Origin of the sequence: Pseudomonas sp. GM55 (assembly GCF_000282395.1) — a bacterium.
GTDB classification, from domain to species: Bacteria; Pseudomonadota; Gammaproteobacteria; order Pseudomonadales; family Pseudomonadaceae; genus Aquipseudomonas; species Aquipseudomonas fluorescens_CC.
Map to the genome: position 1 here is coordinate 19155 of NZ_AKJJ01000006.1, position 17429 is coordinate 36583.

The window sequence follows — 17429 nt, forward strand, 5'->3', positions numbered from 1 at the left end:
AAGTGGCCAGCGTAGCCGCTGCTCAGTCGCTGGGCAATCCAAGGCTTTGCAGGCGAGCAATCAACCTCGACTCAAGCTGATTGAGGTGAGGTAGGTTCAGTTGATGACGCCCGGCAACTTTACAGGCATAACCCAGCAGGTAGCTGATTTCCGTGCGGCGCTGGCTGGTGACGTCCTGATGCATCGAGGAGTAGTTGGCTGCGGTGGCGTGAATCACCCGTTCGACTTCCTGCTGCAGGTTTTCTGCCGCTGCCGGCTGGCCACAACGCTCAAGCAACTCCACCAGTTCGCCGCACAGGGTGGCGACTTCGCAGCGATGTTGCTGCAAACCGCCGTTGCGGCAATCGTGCAGCACCGTCAGCGGATTGATCGCACAGTTCAGGGCGAGTTTGCGCCACAGCCTGGTCAGTATTTCGGTGCTCCACTCGTGGGGGATGCCGGCAGTGCCCAGGTCATCGAGCCAGATCGGCGCGACCGGATGGCTCGCATCCCCCAGCCAGGTGTAGCCATGCCCGGCAAACACCACGCGCCAATCGCCATCGCGGAAGGCGCCTTCGGTGCTCGACGCATAGATGCAGCGTGCCTGAGGAACCTGTGCGGCCACCGCGTCCTGACTGCCCAGACCATTTTGCAGCAGAATCAGTTCAGCGCCTGGTGCCAGGCGTGGCGCCACTCGGGCTACCGCACTTTCGGTATCGTAGGCTTTGCACGCCACCAGCAGGCGCTTGATCGGCTGGCTGCTGTCGGCTGTCTCGGCGGGCACGGCATAGTGTTGCGCCTCGCCGTGTTCCACCAGTGTCAATCCGCCGGCCGCCTCATAGGCCTGCAGTCTCGCGGTGTCCCGCAGGATCAGCCTGACCGGCACTCCAGCCCGTGCCAGACGAGTCGCCCATAAAGTGCCGAGGCTGCCGGCGCCCAGAACATGCCAGGTGGTAGACATCAGCTTTTTGCTCTGTTTAAGGCGTGCATCGGCAGCTCACAGTGAATGATGGGAAAGACCCGTTATAATCAGCGCGGATTTTAACCGCAAGCCAGGCGTGCTCCATCAGTGCGCCTTTAAATTTGGAGAGATTACATGCCGTCGTTCGACGTGGTATCCGAACTGGACAAACACGAAGTCACCAACGCGGTCGAGAACGCCGTCAAGGAACTCGATCGTCGTTATGACCTGAAAGGCAAAGGCAGCTTCGAGTTCAAGGAAAAGGACCTGACCGTCAACCTGACCGCTGAGGCGGATTTCCAGCTCGAAGCAATGATTGAGATCCTCAAGCTGGCGCTGGTCAAGCGCAAAATCGACGTGCAGTGCCTTGAAGTCAAGGACGCGTTCGCTTCGGGCAAGCTGATGAAGCAGGAAGCCGTTCTCAAGGAAGGCATCGACAAGGAACTGGCGAAGAAAATCGTCGCTCACGTCAAAGACGCCAAACTCAAGGTCCAGGCTGCCATTCAGGGTGAGCAGGTACGTATTACCGGCAAAAAGCGTGATGACCTGCAAGAAGCCATTGCAGTGCTGCGGGCCAAGGAATTCGGTATGCCGCTGCAGTTCAACAACTTCCGCGACTGACCTGAAAAGCGGGAACCTCTTGGCATTTGTGACGTCGGAGGCCCAGGCAACGGCAGAAACGATTGAGCCCGTCGCGGTTCAGTCGTTCTGCCGCTTTTTTTTACGCATGCCGGATAGCCGGAAAAAGGAGTAAGCAGATGGACTTAAATGCTGAGGTAGACAACCTGGTCAAGGTCTCCCAGACCTGGATCCCGATGATCATGGAATACGGCAGTCGTGTACTGCTGGCGGTCATCACCCTGGCCATCGGCTGGTGGCTGATCAACAAAGTCACGAAAAAGCTCGGCGGCCTGATTGCATTGCGTAATGCCGACCTGGCGCTGCAAGGCTTCATCAGCAGCCTGGCGAACATCATCCTCAAGATCCTGCTGATCGTCAGCGTGGCCTCGATGATCGGGGTGGAAACCACTTCGTTTGTCGCGGCGATTGGTGCGGCGGGCCTGGCCATTGGCCTGGCCTTGCAGGGCAGTCTGGCGAACTTCGCGGGCGGCGTGCTGATTTTGCTGTTCCGTCCGTTTCGTATTGGTGACTGGATCGAGGCTCAAGGTGTCGCCGGTACTGTCGACAGCATCCAGATTTTCCATACCGTACTGCGTACCGGTGACAACAAAACCATCATCGTGCCCAACGGTAATCTGTCGAATGGCATCATCACCAACACCAATCGTCAGCCGACCCGAAAAGTGGTGTTTGATGTAGGCGTCGATTACGAAGCGGACTTGCAGAAAGCCCGAGAAGTGTTGCTGGAGTTGGCCAAAGATCCGCGTGTTTTGACTGACCCGTCACCTCAGGCAGTCATTTCGACATTGGGCGACAGTTCTATCACTGTTTCCCTGCGTGTCTGGGTGAAGACGGCGGATTATTGGGATGTGATGTTCATGTTCAATGAACTGTCCCGTGATCGTCTGAGAGAGGCCGGCATCGATATTCCATTTCCACAGCGGGTTATTCGCGTGGTTCAGGAATCTGCTACGCAGTGATTGGTTTTCTGGTCAATGCCTGACTATTCGGTCAGGCATGTTCTGCATGGATCTGATCGTTTAAATACACTGCTGCCACACCAACGAAAAAGGCCCATCCGAAGATGGGCCTTTTTTTGATTACCGCGAACTAACTTTCTGTAATTACAGAATGTTGAGAGGGTAGTCGGTGATCAGGCGGAACTCAGAGATATCGCCTTCGCCTTCGTCGGCATTGGCGGTGTGCCATGCTTGACGGATGCGGAACGACAGATCTTTGGCTGGGCCGGATTGAATGACGTACTTGGCTTCCACGTTGGTTTCGTGGTGTTTGCCGTCTGCACCGTACAGACCGGTGTAGGTGCTGTTCGATGGAGTGTTGGTACCGTCGATGTTCCAACCATTCACGTAACGGACCATGAAGCTCAGGCCAGGTACGCCGTACTCGGCCATTTTCAGGTCGTAACGGGCTTGTACCGACTTCTCGCCAGGGGCGTTGAAGTCAGAGTACTGAATGGAGTTGGCGAGGAAAATCGAGTCGCCACCACGGTTGTTGTCACCCACACCGATGTAGTCGAACGGGGTATCGCCGTTGACCTTCTGGAACGCCAGGGTCAGGGTGTGTGCTTTCAGGAACGAGTAAGCAGCAGCCAGGGAGTAGGCGGTGTTGCTGATGTCGCCTGCTTTAGCGTCACCGGTGTCGCGAGTGTTGTAGATGTTACCGTCGAAGTTGATCGAGTTGTCGCCGCCCAGTGCGAGGGTGTAGTTCGCGTTGGCGTAGTACTGGTTCCAGACGTCTTCGAGCTTGGCACCGTACAGCGATACGCTCAGGTCCGGGGTAATGCCGTACTTGCCACCGAAGTAGTCGATGGAGTTGGCTGTCACGCCAGCGTAAGTAGCGAACAGTTCGCCGTCACGAGCGTTGCGGTCCTGGCTGGTTGCCGAGTAGAAGTGACCGGCTTCGAGGTCAAGGTCTTTGACTTCGCTGCTCTGCAGTTGGATACCGCTGGCAGTTTGGTGAAGGATACGGGAACCACCTACAGCGAACACTGGAGCAGTGCTTGGCTGCATGTCGCCGATTTTCAGCTCGGTCTTGGAGATGCGGAACTTGGCGGCAGCGCCGGCTTTGCCTTGGCTGTTGTTGACTTCGCCATCAGAGTCCACGGACATGTTGCCGGAACCTGCATATTTGTCGGAACCGTCCAGCTTAATGGCCAGTTGGCCCCAAGCTTCAACGCCAACACCGATCAGACCTTGGGTGTAGCCAGAGCTGTACATGCCCTGAATGCCCTGGGTCCAGTCTTTGTCGTCGGTTGCGCCGTTTTTCTTGTTACGGTTGTAGTAGTAGTTGCGAACCAGCAAGTCGAGTTTGCTGTCTTCAACGAAACCTTTGGCTTCGGCCTGGTCGCTTACGAAAGGTGCGGCTACTGCCAACTGAGTACTGGCTGCTGCTGCAACTGCCAGTGCGATCATGCTCCACTTCATCACGCGCATCGTGATTTGCTCCTTTGGTTTTAGAAGAGTACTGCCGTCCCACCTGATTTATTATCTGGGCGGCTCTTTCTTTTTGTGTCGGCGCAAACTTATATCACGCCAACAATATTGGCGATACTTGCGTATCTAACCTTTCGCCTTCTTTACGACCCTGTCGCAAACAGCGAGATAGATGTCGCAAATTTCCAGCTCCGACGCAACCGGGCTGACAACTTTAATGCTGTTTTCTGAGCCGTGGCGCCGGTAAAAAGAGTCCTGGTGAAACGTTTGAATCTCCATCGGGCTACCTTGCCGCTGTCTTTTTTTTCCTGAAGACCTCCGCTTCCAGCGGGTGTCACATCAGGTGATGTTGGGTATGAATGCAATAAGTATGCGCAAAATCAAACTTTGTTGCATTTTTTTTCAAGTTGACGCTCTGATGCTGTAAAAGCCTCATGAAACCGGGGGTTCAAGCACGTTTAGTATGGGCTTGACGCCTTGTTCGGCATCATGTTGCACCCTTCTGGTCGACTGCCTGACAACCAAAAATGTTACCGGTTCACCCCGCCAGTGAGTAAACGGCGGATGTCGAAGCAATCAGCGTAGACCCACTGTGCGCTTTTGGTGCAAAAAATTTTTCGTTCTGTACTGAGTTCATCCCGGTTGATCGCTTGTCTTGCGCGAACACTTCGTTGTGAATCAGTCATTTCGGCAATTTTTTCCGGTTGATCGGTGCTGTCATGGTGCGCGGCAGCGAAAAGTGTCTCATTCGGGGGCGGGGTTTCAGCTTTTCGCTTGCGCTCGTGGCCACTGCGCAAGGTTCGCCGTGAAGCGTGCGCCGTTCGCAGGTATGCTGCCGTCCGGTCGCTTGGTGCACTGTCCCTCTGGATGGGCGCTAAGCTGAAAAATGATGACCTGGCGGGAGTGCGCGCAGTGTTCGCTTTAGATCCACGACTTCAACAAGACACGTTACCGATCGGGGACTTTCCGCTCTGCCGGTTGCTGTTGTCCAACGATTCGAACTATCCCTGGTTCATCCTGGTACCTCGTCGTGAGGCTATCAGTGAGATATTTCAGTTGGATGATGCAGATCGGCAGCAGCTTTGGAAGGAGACGACGGAGCTTTCGCAAGTGCTCAAGGATTCGTTCGACGCGGACAAATTGAATGTTGCGGCGCTGGGCAATGTCGTCAGCCAGTTGCATATGCATGTGATTGTGCGCAAGCGCGAAGATGCCGCCTGGCCAGCGCCGGTGTGGGGTAAGCATCCGGCAAAACCCTATGGTTCGGAGCAGATCGCCGCCATTCGCGAACGTTTGCGCCTGATATTGACCGATGATTTTACGTTTCTGGAGGGCTGAATCATGAGCCTGGAAGAACGCGTTACCGATCTTGAAAGCCGTCTGGCCTTTCAGGATGACACCATCCAGGCATTGAATGATGTCCTGGTCACGCAGCAACGGCTGGTCGAGCGTCTGCAACTGCAAGTGGCTGCGCTGCTCAAGCGCCAGGAGGAAATGGTCGGCCAGTTTGCGTCGTTCGAAGAGGAAGCGCCGCCGCCGCACTATTGAGCGACGCGCAGGCATGAAAAAACCGCGGACAGCTCGGCTGTGCGCGGTTTTTTTTTAGCGTTGAATCAGCGACGTGGCAGTGCGGCGATCACATCTTCGGCTTGCAGGCCCTTGTCACGATTCATGACAGAAAACTCCACGCGCTGGCCTTCTACCAGGACGCGGTGACCTTCGCCGCGAATGGCCCGGAAGTGGACGAAGATATCGTCGCCGGAGTCGCGGGAAATGAAGCCGAAGCCTTTGGACGTGTTGAACCATTTCACGGTGCCGGTATCGCGGTTGCTCATGTCGTAGCTTGGCGAGGCGGCAACAGGTGACGATTTGTAGAAGCTGATGCCCAGATGCAGGGCAACAGCGATCAGGGCTGCGACCAGGCTGAACAGCACGGCGGGTTGACCGGCAATGACAGGCATCGGTGCGATCAGCGTCAGGGTTTGCAGGACTACCGCCAGAACCAGCAGGGCGCTGACCAGGTTTTGCAGTTGGTGGCGCGGACCTTTGTTCCAGTAAGGGATGACAGGTGCAAGTGTGAGATTGAGGAGGCCGAAAAAGGCCAGGTACAGCGCGTCAGGTTGTTGCAGGTAAGGCAAGGCTTCGGATTGCAGGCTAGGGATGAAGGACAGCAGCAAGGCCGCTGCGCCTATCAGTAGATGGACGATTTTCAACATTTTGATTAACTCACGTTAAGACAGTTCACAAGGAAGAGCTGATAGCGCACGGTTCGCTTCAAAACAATAAAGAGGCGTTGGACACGTACCCGGTATCAGCCTATGCGCCATGCCCGGAAAAATAGGCACTGGCGACACGCTGTCTATTTAACAGCAAAGCCGCAGGCTACTCAAATCAGGGCGTCCGGCGGCTCTTTTGGGGGCGAATTGCCGCAGATTGCCCGAAGTTTCGAGGCTGCCAAAAGTTGTTGGCTCAGCCCTTGTCCCGCTCATTACGATTGAATGGCTTCGCCACCTGTTTGCGGCTTGAGCAGGTTTATTGGGCTATTTGCGGGGAAATGGCCCGGGTCAACGGTTGCTCGGTCAGTCGCCTGTTATCTCATCTGGATCGCGAAGTTCACTTGCGCCACGGCAGAGTCAGGAGTTTCAGTGGGTTGGTGCGGGTTGTCTGTGTCGTGCACAGGTTCAAGGAAGGAGGGGGCATCGTCACGGCCTGGTCTGGATGGCGAATGCGGCAGAGTGTCGGCCTGTGCAGTCTTACGGCTGCACAGGCCGCATTTAATGGATATAATCCCGCTCTTTGCCGCAAAACCCTGCGTGTGCGGTAGCAATCTGATCGCCGAGACAACCTCCATGCCGATGTACGATTATCAATGTGCTTCCTGTGGTCATCAGTTGGAAGCCATTCAAAAAATCAGCGATGCACCGCTGGTCGACTGCCCTGCCTGTCAGGCGCCAGAGCTTAAAAAAATGCTGTCCATGCCGGGCTTTCGCCTTAGCGGCACGGGTTGGTACGAAACCGATTTCAAGACCGGTTCCAAGAAGAACCTGGCCGGCGGCGACAAAGCTGACTAAGGTCCTGAACCTGAGTTGAACGACACGCGCGAGCTCTTGCATCATCCCGCAGCGGATGTGCCCAAGACCTCCAACCGAATTTCGAATTACGAGAAGTGAAACCACGACCATGATGCGCAGCCATTATTGCGGCCAACTGAACGAAAGCCTGGACGGCCAGGAAATTACCCTTTGCGGATGGGTCCATCGTCGCCGTGACCACGGTGGGGTGATTTTCCTCGATATCCGTGATCGTGATGGTCTGGCTCAGGTCGTGTTCGATCCGGACCGCGCTGAAACCTTCGCCGCAGCCGACCGTGTGCGCAGCGAGTACGTCGTGAAGATCACCGGCAAGGTTCGCCTGCGTCCGGCAGGTGCGACCAACGCCAACATGGCGTCGGGCATGATCGAAGTCCTCGGCTATGAGCTGGAAGTACTGAACGAATCGGAAACCCCGCCGTTCCCATTGAACGAATTCTCCGACGTCGGCGAAGAAACCCGCCTGCGTTATCGCTTCCTCGACTTGCGTCGTCCGGAAATGGCCGAGAAGCTGCGCCTGCGTTCGCGCATGACCACCAGCATCCGTCGCTTCCTCGACGAGAACGGCTTCCTCGACGTAGAAACGCCGATCCTGACCCGCGCCACCCCTGAAGGCGCGCGCGACTACCTGGTACCGAGCCGCACTCACGCCGGTTCGTTCTTCGCCCTGCCGCAATCGCCGCAGCTGTTCAAGCAATTGCTGATGGTGGCCGGCTTTGACCGCTACTACCAGATCGCCAAATGCTTCCGTGACGAAGACCTGCGTGCCGACCGTCAGCCGGAATTCACCCAGATCGACATCGAGACCAGCTTTCTCGATGAAAAAGAGATCATGGGCCTGACCGAGCAAATGATCCGCAACCTGTTCAAGGAAGTGCTGGGCCTGGAATTCGGCGAGTTCCCGCACATGACCTTCGAAGAGGCCATGCGCCGCTACGGTTCCGACAAGCCAGACCTGCGCAACCCGCTGGAGCTGGTGGACGTGGCCGATCAGCTCAAGGAAGTCGACTTCAAGGTGTTCAGCGGCCCGGCCAACGACCCGAAATGCCGCATCGCCGCCTTGCGCGTTCCAGGCGGGGCAAGCATGCCGCGCAAGCAGATCGACGATTACACCAAGTTTGTCGGTATCTATGGTGCCAAGGGCCTGGCGTATATCAAGGTCAACGAGCGCGCCAATGGCGTCGAAGGCCTGCAGTCGCCAATCGTGAAGAACATTCCTGAAGCCAACCTCAACGTGATCCTCGATCGCGTCGGTGCGGTCGATGGCGATATCGTGTTCTTCGGCGCCGACAAGGCGAAGATCGTCAGCGAAGCCCTGGGCGCACTGCGGATCAAGCTTGGCCACGACCTGGACCTGCTGACCTGCAAGTGGGCACCAATGTGGGTCGTCGACTTCCCGATGTTCGAAGAAAACGACGACGGCAGCTTCACCGCCTTGCACCACCCGTTCACCGCGCCGAAGTGCACCCCGCAAGAGCTGGAAGCCAACCCGGCTGGCGCTCTGTCCCGTGCCTACGACATGGTGTTGAACGGCACCGAACTGGGTGGTGGTTCGATCCGTATCCACCGCAAGGAGATGCAACAGTCGGTGTTCCGTCTGCTGGGTATCAACGAAGCGGAACAGGAAGAGAAATTCGGCTTCCTGCTCGACGCCCTGAAATACGGCGCACCGCCGCACGGTGGTCTGGCCTTCGGTCTGGACCGTCTGGTGATGCTGATGACCGGCGCCCAGTCGATCCGTGAAGTGATCGCCTTCCCGAAAACCCAGAGCGCGGCAGATGTCATGACTCAGGCGCCGGGCCAGGTGGATGCCAAGGCATTGCGCGAGCTGCACATTCGTCTGCGCGAAACGCCTAAGGCTGAGTAAGCTTGACCTGAAGGGCGCATCTCGGGATGCGCCCTTTTCTTTATAGACAGAGTTGTTCAAGACTTTTGTTTGTCGGCCGGCGCAATGCAGCGTGGCGGGCAATGTTTCAAAGAGAATTCGGAGCGAGTTATGGCAGGTCATTCCAAGTGGGCGAACATCAAGCACCGCAAAGAACGTCAGGATGCCAAGAGGGGCAAGATCTTCACCAAGTGGATTCGTGAGCTGACCGTTGCTGCCCGTCAGGGCGGTGGCGACCCGGGCTCCAACCCGCGCCTGCGTCTGGCCCTGGACAAGGCCCTGGGTGCCAACATGAGTCGCGACATCATCGACCGTGCTGTCGCCCGCGGTACCGGCGCTGCCGACACGGACGACGTGGTCGAGCTGACCTATGAGGGTTACGGTCCGGGCGGCGTGGCGGTGATGGTCGAATGCATGACCGACAACCGCAATCGCACCGCAGCCGCTGTTCGTCACGCGTTCAGCAAGTGCGGTGGCAACCTCGGGACTGACGGTTCGGTGGCCTATCTGTTCGAGCGCAAGGGTCAGATCTCCTTCGCTGCCGGCGTTGACGAAGACGCGCTGATGGAAGCGGCCATGGAAGCCGACGCCGATGACGTGGTGACCAATGAAGACGGTTCGATCGACGTTTTTACCTCGTTCGCCGGCTTCTATTCCGTGCGTAACGCACTGGAAGCGGCGGGTTTCAAGGGCGACGACGCAGAAATCGTCATGTTGCCGACCACCAGCGCGGAGCTCGATCTGGAAGGTGCCGAGAAAGTCCTCAAGCTGATCGATATGCTCGAAGACCTGGATGACGTGCAAAACGTCTATTCCAACGCGGAAATTCCGGAGTCGGTGGCCGCGCAGCTCGGTTGATCCGCTTTCTCCTGTAGGAGCGAGCCCTGCTCGCGAAAAGCCCGAGAGCGACGCTGATTTAAAGCGTTGCGTTATCGTTAAGGTCCATCGCGAGCGAGCTCCTACAGTGAGCGGTGTCATGGCCGACGCGTTATTTCAATTTATCCGCAGGCGTTATGACTTTAATTCTTGGTATCGACCCCGGTTCGCGCATTACCGGTTACGGTGTGGTTCGTGATACCGGCCGTGGCTGCGAGTACGTCGCCTCCGGTTGTATCCGCACCGGCGCCGGCGAGCTGCATGAGCGACTGCAGATTGTCTATCGCGGAGTGCGGGAGATCATTCAGACTTACCATCCGGTGACCATGGGGATCGAAAAGGTGTTCATGGCCCGTAACGCCGATTCCGCCCTGAAGCTGGGGCAGGCCCGTGGCGCCGCGATCGTGGCAGGTGCCGAGGAAAGTCTGGAAATTGCCGAATACACTGCAACCCAGGTCAAGCAGGCCGTCGTCGGTACCGGTGCGGCCAATAAGGAACAGGTGCAGATGATGGTCATGCACATGCTCAAGCTGACCAGCAAGCCGCAGATCGATGCCTCGGACGCCCTGGCCATTGCCATCTGCCACGCTCATACCCGTTCCAGTCTGTTGCCCCATGGTCTGGGAGCAGCACGCAGTCGTGGCGGGCGCCTGCGTCTCTGATAGCATCAGCAATCATTTTTATGGAGTGAGGGTGTTTCGCCTGGGTTGTCGGCGCTATTTCCTCGCTCTATCAGTCGCTGGCCCAGAGCTGGCCAACGCTCAAGGATTTGTAACGTGATTGGACGTTTGCGCGGCACCCTGGCTGAGAAGCAGCCTCCCCATCTGATTCTGGATGTAAATGGCCTGGGCTATGAACTTGAAGTGCCCATGACGACCCTTTACCGCTTGCCATCGGTCGGTGAACCGCTGACCTTGCACACTCATTTGGTCGTGCGCGAAGACGCGCAGTTACTTTATGGTTTTGTCGGCAAGCGTGAGCGCGATTTCTTCCGCGAATTGATCCGCCTCAACGGCGTCGGGCCGAAACTGGCGCTGGCCTTGATGTCGAGCCTGGAAGTCGACGAACTGGTTCGTTGCGTACAGTCCCAGGACACTTCGGCGCTGACCAAGGTCCCGGGCGTCGGCAAGAAAACCGCCGAACGCTTGCTGGTGGAGCTCAAGGATCGCTTCAAGGCCTGGGAAACCGTACCGGCCATGTTCGCCCTGGTGCCGAACCAGCCGGATGGACCCGCCCCGGTGAACACTGCTGAAAATGACGCCGTCAGCGCCTTGATTTCCCTGGGCTACAAACCCCAGGAAGCCAGCAAGGCTGTGTCTGCGATCAAGGATAAAGGTTTGAGCAGTGAAGACATGATCCGCCGCGCCTTGAAGGGAATGATCTAAGTGATTGAAGCTGATCGTCTGATCGCTGCCACGCACAGCCCGCGTGAGCGCGAAGAAGTCCAGGACCGGGCGATTCGCCCGGTCAGCCTGGCCGAATACATTGGCCAGCCGACCGTTCGCGAGCAGATGGAGTTGTTCATTCAAGCCGCTCGCGGTCGTAACGAGTCCCTGGATCACACGCTGATCTTCGGGCCGCCCGGCCTGGGCAAGACTACCCTCGCCAACATCATCGCCCAGGAAATGGGGGTGTCGATCAAGAGCACCTCGGGGCCGGTGCTGGAGCGGCCGGGTGACCTGGCGGCACTGTTGACCAACCTTGAGCCGCACGATGTGCTGTTCATCGACGAAATCCATCGCCTGTCGCCCATCGTCGAGGAGGTGTTGTACCCGGCCATGGAGGATTTCCAGCTCGACATCATGATCGGGGAGGGTCCGGCCGCGCGTTCGATCAAGCTGGATCTGCCGCCGTTCACCCTGGTCGGCGCAACAACGCGGGCGGGGATGCTCACCAACCCGTTGCGTGACCGGTTCGGGATCGTCCAGCGTCTGGAGTTCTACAACAACGCCGATCTGTCGACCATTGTCAGTCGCTCGGCAAGCATCCTTGGTTTGCCGCTGGATCCGGAGGGCGCCTTCGAAATCGCCCGCCGTGCCCGTGGCACGCCACGGATTGCCAACCGACTGCTGCGCCGGGTGCGTGATTTCGCGGAAGTGCGCGCCAAGGGGCATATCACCAAACCGATCGCCGACCTCGCGCTGAACCTGCTGGACGTCGACGAGCGCGGCTTCGATCACCAGGATCGGCGTCTGTTGTTGACCATGATCGAGAAGTTCGACGGTGGGCCAGTCGGAGTCGACAGCCTGGCCGCCGCCATCAGCGAAGAGCGTCACACTATCGAAGACGTGCTGGAGCCTTACCTGATCCAGCAGGGTTACATCATGCGCACGCCACGGGGGCGGGTGGTGACGCGCCATGCCTACCTGCACTTCGGTTTAAACATTCCGTCACGATTGGGCGAAATGCCCGTGGTAGACGAGTTTCTCGATGCCGCTGACGATTAATTAACATTGCGTGCTGATTTTTTCGGGCAATGTAGGGTCCCAGGACCGTACTTTCACGAGAAAGCCGCAGATCAATGAAAAACAGTTGCCTGGCCGGATTGGCAACCTGAGGAGTAAGCACTAGAGTATGCGCGCGCAAAACGGGCTTGAGCCTTTCGCACATCGTTGTCGCGTTTATTACGAGGACACCGATGCGGGCGGCATCGTGTATTACGTTAATTACCTCAAGTTTATGGAACGGGCTCGAACCGAGCGGCTACGAGATCTGGGCTTTGCCCAATCGCAGCTGGCAGGGGAGGACCTGTTGTTCGTCGTGCATTCCAGCGAAGCGCGCTACCACGCGCCGGCGCGACTGGATGACGAACTGCTGGTAAGCGCTGAAGTAATCGAATTGAACCGTGCCAGCCTGCGCTTCAAACAGCAGGTCAGGCGGGCAACGGATAATGCGCTGCTCTGCGAAGGGCAGTTTCTGGTGGCCTGTGTGCGCACTGACAGTTTAAAACCCCGGGCCATTCCCGAAGCTCTACGAGCGGCCTTTGCCGGCGTGAGCGGCGCGGGTACACACTCAAAGCAGGAGATAAAGCGTGGAAGCTAACGTCGTCGACCATTCCTCCATGTGGAGCCTGGTCAGCAATGCCAGTATCGTGGTGCAACTGGTAATGCTGACCCTGGTAGCCGCATCGGTGACCTCGTGGATCATGATCTTTCAGCGCAGCAATCTGCTGCGCGCCGGTCGACGTGCCCTGGAGAGCTTTGAAGAGCGCTTCTGGTCGGGTATCGACCTGTCCAAGCTGTACCGTCAGGCCGGCAGCAACCCGGACCCTGATTCGGGTGTCGAGCAAATCTTCCGTGCCGGTTTCAAGGAGTTCTCCCGTCTGCGCCAGCAGTCAGGCGTTGATCCGGAAGCGGTCATGGAAGGCGTGGCCCGTGCCATGCGCGTTGCCATTTCCCGCGAAGAAGAAAAGCTCGAGCAGAGCCTGCCCTTTCTGGCCACCGTCGGTTCCGTCAGCCCGTACATCGGTCTGTTCGGTACCGTTTGGGGGATCATGAACTCCTTCCGTGGTCTGGCAACCGCCCAGCAAGCGACCCTGGCCACTGTGGCCCCGGGTATCGCCGAGGCACTGATCGCCACGGCCATCGGTCTGTTCGCTGCCATTCCAGCCGTTATCGCTTACAACCGTTTTGCTGCTCGCAGCGAAACCCTGCTGGGCCGCTACTACACCTTCGCCGACGAGTTCCAGGCGATCCTGCACCGCAAAGTGCACACCAGCGAAGAATAAGCAGGTAATTTCCAATGGCTTTAATCGCTCGAGCTCGCAAAAAGCGCAAGCCGGTCGCCGAGATGAACGTGGTGCCCTACATCGACGTGATGTTGGTGCTGCTGGTCATCTTCATGGTGACCGCGCCGATGCTCAATCAGGGCGTGAAAGTTGATCTGCCCAAGGTTTCCAGCGAAGCCTTGCCGCAGGACAACAACACCCAGGTCCTGACCATTTCCATCAAATCCGACAAGACCTACTACTGGAACCTTGGCAGCGAAGTCGATACAGACAAGCAGCAAGACCGGGCCATGACGTTGCCGCAGATGACCGACGCCGTGACCAAGATCATTCGCGTCGGCAATGAAAACGGCAAGCACACCCAAGTCTTCATCCGCGGTGACAAATCCGTCGATTACGGTTCCGTCATGGGGGCCATGGGCGGGTTGCAGAAAGCCGGGGTCGGTAATGTTGGCTTGATTACCGAGGCGCCCTGATGCAGCAACAGCGAGAGCCGTCCGCCTCGGAAAGCTACTTCTGGCCTAGTGTCTGGGCGATTGGCTTGCACGTGCTGGTGTTCGGCATGCTGTTCGTCAGTTTTGCCTTTACCCCGGAACTGCCGCCGGCCAAGCCGATTGTCCAGGCGACCCTGTACCAGCTGAAATCGAAAAGTCGGGCGACCACCCAGACCAATCAGAAGATTGCCGGTGAAGCGCAGAAATCTGCTGCGCGTCAGACCGAAGTCGAACAGTTGGAGCAGAAAAAGGTCGAGCAGGAAGCGGTGAAGGCCGCGGAACAAAAGAAAGAAGAGGCGGCTCAAAAGGCCGAGGAAGCCAAGAAGGCCGACGAAGCCAAGAAAGCGGACGAGGCGAAAAAGGCTGATGAAGCCAAGAAAGCCGACGATGCGAAGAAAGCCGCGGAAGCCAAGAAGGCAGAAGAGAAACAATTGGCTGATATAGCCAAGAAGAAAGCTGAAGAAGAAGCCAAGAAAGCCGCTGAAGAAGAGGCCAAGAAAGCGGCCGCTGAAGAAGCCAAGAAGAAGATCGTCGAAGACGCGAAGAAGAAAGCCGCGGAAGACGCCAAGAAGAAAGCCGAGGCTGAAGAGGCGAAGAAGAAGGTCGCCGAAGAAGCGAAGAAGAAAGCTGCTGCCGATGCTGCGAAGAAGAAATCGCAGGATGCGGCACGTAAGTCCGCCGAAGACAAAAAGGCTCAGGCCCTGGCAGATTTGCTTTCCGACACGCCGCAGCGTCAGCAGGCCTTGGCCGATGAGCAGGGTGACGAAGTCGCCGGCAGTTTCGATGACCTGATTCGAATACGTGCAGCGGAAGGCTGGGCTCGTCCACCTTCGGCCCGCAAAGGCATGACGGTTCAGCTGCAAATCGGCATGTTGCCGGACGGTACGGTGACTTCGGTCAAGGTGCTCAAGTCCAGTGGCGACGGTCCGTTTGACGCTTCGGCCGTAGCGGCAGTGAAGAATATTGGACGATTGACAGAAATGCAGGGAATGAAGCCGAGCGATTTTGCTCCGTATCGTTCATTCAAGATGACATTCACACCTGAGGATCTAGCCCCGTGAGAAACCTCCTTCGAGGAATGCTCGTCGTGATCTGCTGCATGGCAGGGATCGCGATGGCAGATGAGAAAAACATTCTGGTCACCAGTGGCAGCGATCGGGCCACCCCGATCGCCGTTGTTCCGTTCGGCTTCCAGGGCGGTAGCGTGCTACCGGACGACATGGCGGAAATCATCGGTAACGACCTGCGCAACTCGGGTTACTACTCGCCGATTCCAAAGCAGAACATGATCAGCCAGCCGAGCCAGGCCAGCGAGATCATCTTCCGTGACTTCAAGGCACTGGGTGCCCAGTACGTCATGGTCGGCAGCATCGTTCCGGCGGGCGGTCGCCTGCAGGTGCAATACGCACTGTTCAACGTGGCCACCGAGCAGCAAGTGCTGACCGGCAGCGTGTCGGGCGGCGTCGATCAGTTGCGCGACATGGCGCACTACATCTCCGACCAGTCGTTCGAAAAACTCACGGGTATCAAGGGTGCCTTCTCGACTCGCCTGCTGTACGTTACGGCCGAGCGTTTCTCCGAGAACAACACTCGCTACACCCTGCAACGTTCGGACTACGACGGTGCCCGCGCCGTGACCCTGCTGCAATCGCGCGAGCCGATCCTGTCGCCGCGTTTCGCACCAGATGGCAAGCGCATCGCCTATGTCTCCTTCGAGCAGAAGCGTCCGCGGATCTTCATGCAGAACATCGACACCGGTCGCCGTGAGCAGATCACCAACTTCGAAGGCCTGAACGGTGCGCCAGCCTGGTCGCCGGATGGCAATCGCCTGGCGTTCGTGCTGTCGAAAGACGGCAACCCGGACATCTATGTGATGAACCTGGGCTCGCGTCAAATCTCCCGCGTCACCAACGGCCCCGGCATCAACACCGAACCGTTCTGGGGCAAGGATGGTTCGACCATCTACTTCACTTCCGACCGTGGCGGTAAACCGCAGATTTACAAAACCAGTGCGGGGGGTGGCGGTGCCGAGCGCGTGACTTTCGTCGGCAACTACAACGCCAACCCAAAATTGTCGGCTGATGAAAAGACGCTTGTCATGATTCACCGTCAGGATGGTTTCACCAACTTCAAGGTGGCGGCCCAGGATTTGCAGCGCGGTAGTGTAAAAATCCTCACTGATAGCACTCTGGACGAGTCGCCTACTGTCGCGCCCAACGGCACCATGGTAATCTACGCCACCCGCCAGCAGGGCCGGGGAGTCTTGATGCTCGTGTCCATCAATGGACGCGTAAGGCTCCCGCTTCCTACCGCACAAGGCGAAGTCAGAGAACCTTCCTGGTCCCCTTACCTGAACTGACGCGGCGCTATACGTTTTACTTAACACACTGGGGTTCATTAGGAGTTTCACGATGGAAATGCTGAAGTTTGGTAAATTTGCTGCGCTGGCACTGGCCATGGCTGTAGCTGTAGGTTGCTCGTCCAAAGGCGGCGACAATGCCGGTGAAGGCGCGGTAGATCCAAACGCTGGTTATGGCGCAAACACTGGTGCAGTTGACGGCTCCCTGAGCGAAGAAGCTGCTCTGCGCGCAATCACCACTTTCTACTTCGAATACGACAGCTCGGACCTGAAGCCAGAAGCCATGCGCGCTCTGGACGTTCACGCCAAAGACCTGAAAGCAAACGGCGCTCGCGTTGTTCTGGAAGGCAACACCGACGAACGTGGTACTCGTGAGTACAACATGGCACTGGGCGAGCGTCGTGCGAAAGCCGTTCAGCGCTACCTGGTACTGCAAGGTGTTTCCCCAGCTCAGCTGGAGCTGGTTTCCTACGGCGAAGAGCGTCCAGTTGCTACCGGCAACGACGAGCAGTCCTGGGCTCAAAACCGTCGCGTCGAACTGCGTAAGTAATTCGTCATGCGAACGTGCCGTCGTGCTGTAACTGTTCTGGCTCTCAGCCTCGCGCCGCTTGCGGTGTGGGCTGCGGTTCCTGTGGTCGAGGACAACTCCGGCTATAACAATAGCGGGAGCACTTATCCGCCTGCAGGTTACGGTACGAACGGCGCCTATGCCGGGGGAGGGGTTTCGACCCCTGTCTCGGCACAGGGCGAGCTGTTCAACCAACTGCAATCAATGCAGCAACAGATCGAGCGCCAGCAAGGTGCGATTGAAGTTCTGCAAAACGATGTAGCGCGCATGAAGCAGGAAAACCTGGAGCGATACCAGGATCTTGATCGGCGCATAGGAACCGGCGTTGCACCAGCCGCGACTCCTGAACATTCTTCCACCGGTGGTGATTCGAACGCCGCCGGTGCAGCCGCAGGTGCGGCAGCAGGCGCAGCCGCC

General features: G+C 57.7%; 20 protein-coding genes and 1 pseudogene. 18 read left to right on the forward strand and 3 right to left on the reverse strand.

Annotated features, from left to right (window positions below; all coding sequences use genetic code 11):
* Positions 1 to 22 precede the first annotated feature (22 nt).
* Positions 23 to 940, reverse strand: a complete 918-nt coding sequence (locus PMI31_RS01585) for a putative 2-dehydropantoate 2-reductase (RefSeq protein WP_008015787.1) — start codon at positions 938 to 940, stop codon at positions 23 to 25.
* A 135-nt stretch (positions 941 to 1075) separates the two neighbouring features.
* Between PMI31_RS01585 and PMI31_RS01590 the strand changes: the two genes are divergently transcribed.
* Both PMI31_RS01590 and PMI31_RS01595 read left to right on the forward strand, forming a co-directional pair.
* Positions 1076 to 1561 carry a YajQ family cyclic di-GMP-binding protein gene (locus tag PMI31_RS01590; RefSeq protein WP_007977344.1) on the forward strand — a complete coding sequence of 162 codons (486 nt, stop codon included), beginning with the start codon at positions 1076 to 1078 and terminating at the stop codon, positions 1559 to 1561.
* Between the two features lie 137 nt (positions 1562 to 1698).
* Positions 1699 to 2541: a mechanosensitive ion channel family protein gene (locus PMI31_RS01595; RefSeq protein ID WP_008015789.1), complete on the forward strand. Its 843-nt coding sequence runs from the start codon at positions 1699 to 1701 to the stop codon at positions 2539 to 2541.
* A 144-nt stretch (positions 2542 to 2685) separates the two neighbouring features.
* Here PMI31_RS01595 and PMI31_RS01600 read toward each other — a convergent pair whose 3' ends face one another.
* Positions 2686 to 4014 carry an OprD family porin gene (locus tag PMI31_RS01600; RefSeq protein WP_008015791.1) on the reverse strand — a complete coding sequence of 443 codons (1329 nt, stop codon included), beginning with the start codon at positions 4012 to 4014 and terminating at the stop codon, positions 2686 to 2688.
* Positions 4015 to 4926: 912 nt separating this feature from the next.
* Between PMI31_RS01600 and PMI31_RS01605 the strand changes: the two genes are divergently transcribed.
* Positions 4927 to 5352 (forward strand): HIT family protein, encoded by a 426-nt coding sequence (locus PMI31_RS01605; RefSeq protein ID WP_043302121.1) that lies wholly within the window; start codon positions 4927 to 4929, stop codon positions 5350 to 5352.
* A 3-nt stretch (positions 5353 to 5355) separates the two neighbouring features.
* A complete protein-coding gene (locus PMI31_RS01610) occupies positions 5356 to 5562 on the forward strand; it encodes a SlyX family protein (RefSeq protein WP_008015794.1) in 207 nt (68 codons plus the stop codon).
* A 65-nt stretch (positions 5563 to 5627) separates the two neighbouring features.
* On the opposite strand, the gene PMI31_RS31595 is transcribed toward PMI31_RS01610, so the two are convergent.
* Entirely contained in the window at positions 5628 to 6230 is a 603-nt protein-coding gene (locus PMI31_RS31595) for a cold-shock protein (protein WP_008015795.1), read from the reverse strand.
* Between the two features lie 248 nt (positions 6231 to 6478).
* Here PMI31_RS31595 and PMI31_RS31195 point away from each other — a divergent pair.
* From PMI31_RS31195 to PMI31_RS29610, 14 genes and pseudogenes are all read left to right on the forward strand, one after another.
* Positions 6479 to 6724, forward strand: a pseudogene (locus tag PMI31_RS31195) (ribbon-helix-helix domain-containing protein); the annotation flags it as partial.
* A 139-nt stretch (positions 6725 to 6863) separates the two neighbouring features.
* Positions 6864 to 7085 (forward strand): FmdB family zinc ribbon protein, encoded by a 222-nt coding sequence (locus tag PMI31_RS01625; protein WP_007977333.1) that lies wholly within the window; start codon positions 6864 to 6866, stop codon positions 7083 to 7085.
* Between the two features lie 109 nt (positions 7086 to 7194).
* Positions 7195 to 8970, forward strand: a complete 1776-nt coding sequence (gene aspS / locus PMI31_RS01630) for an aspartate--tRNA ligase (protein ID WP_008015797.1) — start codon at positions 7195 to 7197, stop codon at positions 8968 to 8970.
* A 129-nt stretch (positions 8971 to 9099) separates the two neighbouring features.
* Positions 9100 to 9846, forward strand: coding sequence for a YebC/PmpR family DNA-binding transcriptional regulator (locus PMI31_RS01635; protein WP_007995641.1), 747 nt, complete (start codon positions 9100 to 9102; stop codon positions 9844 to 9846).
* A gap of 155 nt (positions 9847 to 10001) precedes the next feature.
* A complete protein-coding gene (gene ruvC / locus PMI31_RS01640) occupies positions 10002 to 10526 on the forward strand; it encodes a crossover junction endodeoxyribonuclease RuvC (protein ID WP_008015799.1) in 525 nt (174 codons plus the stop codon).
* A gap of 114 nt (positions 10527 to 10640) precedes the next feature.
* Positions 10641 to 11249, forward strand: coding sequence for a Holliday junction branch migration protein RuvA (gene ruvA, locus PMI31_RS01645; RefSeq protein ID WP_007990731.1), 609 nt, complete (start codon positions 10641 to 10643; stop codon positions 11247 to 11249).
* Complete coding sequence (ruvB, locus tag PMI31_RS01650; RefSeq protein ID WP_008015800.1) at positions 11250 to 12311, forward strand: Holliday junction branch migration DNA helicase RuvB; 1062 nt, start codon at positions 11250 to 11252, stop codon at positions 12309 to 12311.
* A gap of 127 nt (positions 12312 to 12438) precedes the next feature.
* Positions 12439 to 12906, forward strand: a complete 468-nt coding sequence (gene ybgC / locus PMI31_RS01655) for a tol-pal system-associated acyl-CoA thioesterase (RefSeq protein WP_008015802.1) — start codon at positions 12439 to 12441, stop codon at positions 12904 to 12906.
* On the forward strand, positions 12896 to 13591 hold the full coding sequence (gene tolQ, locus PMI31_RS01660; protein ID WP_007977321.1) for a protein TolQ: 696 nt from the start codon (positions 12896 to 12898) through the stop codon (positions 13589 to 13591). Before ybgC ends, tolQ begins: the two co-directional genes overlap by 11 nt.
* A gap of 23 nt (positions 13592 to 13614) precedes the next feature.
* A complete protein-coding gene (gene tolR, locus PMI31_RS01665; RefSeq protein WP_162130292.1) occupies positions 13615 to 14067 on the forward strand; it encodes a protein TolR in 453 nt (150 codons plus the stop codon).
* The gene (tolA, locus tag PMI31_RS01670; RefSeq protein ID WP_008015803.1) at positions 14067 to 15146 is read left to right on the forward strand and encodes a cell envelope integrity protein TolA; all 1080 of its coding nucleotides are present in this window, start codon (positions 14067 to 14069) and stop codon (positions 15144 to 15146) included. The genes tolR and tolA overlap by 1 nt, the downstream gene beginning before the upstream one ends.
* A gap of 17 nt (positions 15147 to 15163) precedes the next feature.
* Positions 15164 to 16444, forward strand: coding sequence for a Tol-Pal system beta propeller repeat protein TolB (tolB, locus tag PMI31_RS01675; protein WP_177323544.1), 1281 nt, complete (start codon positions 15164 to 15166; stop codon positions 16442 to 16444).
* A 52-nt stretch (positions 16445 to 16496) separates the two neighbouring features.
* Entirely contained in the window at positions 16497 to 16994 is a 498-nt protein-coding gene (gene pal, locus PMI31_RS01680; protein WP_003178634.1) for a peptidoglycan-associated lipoprotein Pal, read from the forward strand.
* 6 nt (positions 16995 to 17000) lie between these two features.
* Positions 17001 to 17429 (forward strand): YbgF trimerization domain-containing protein (locus PMI31_RS29610; protein ID WP_274517732.1); only part of this gene is annotated, 429 nt, incomplete at its 3' end.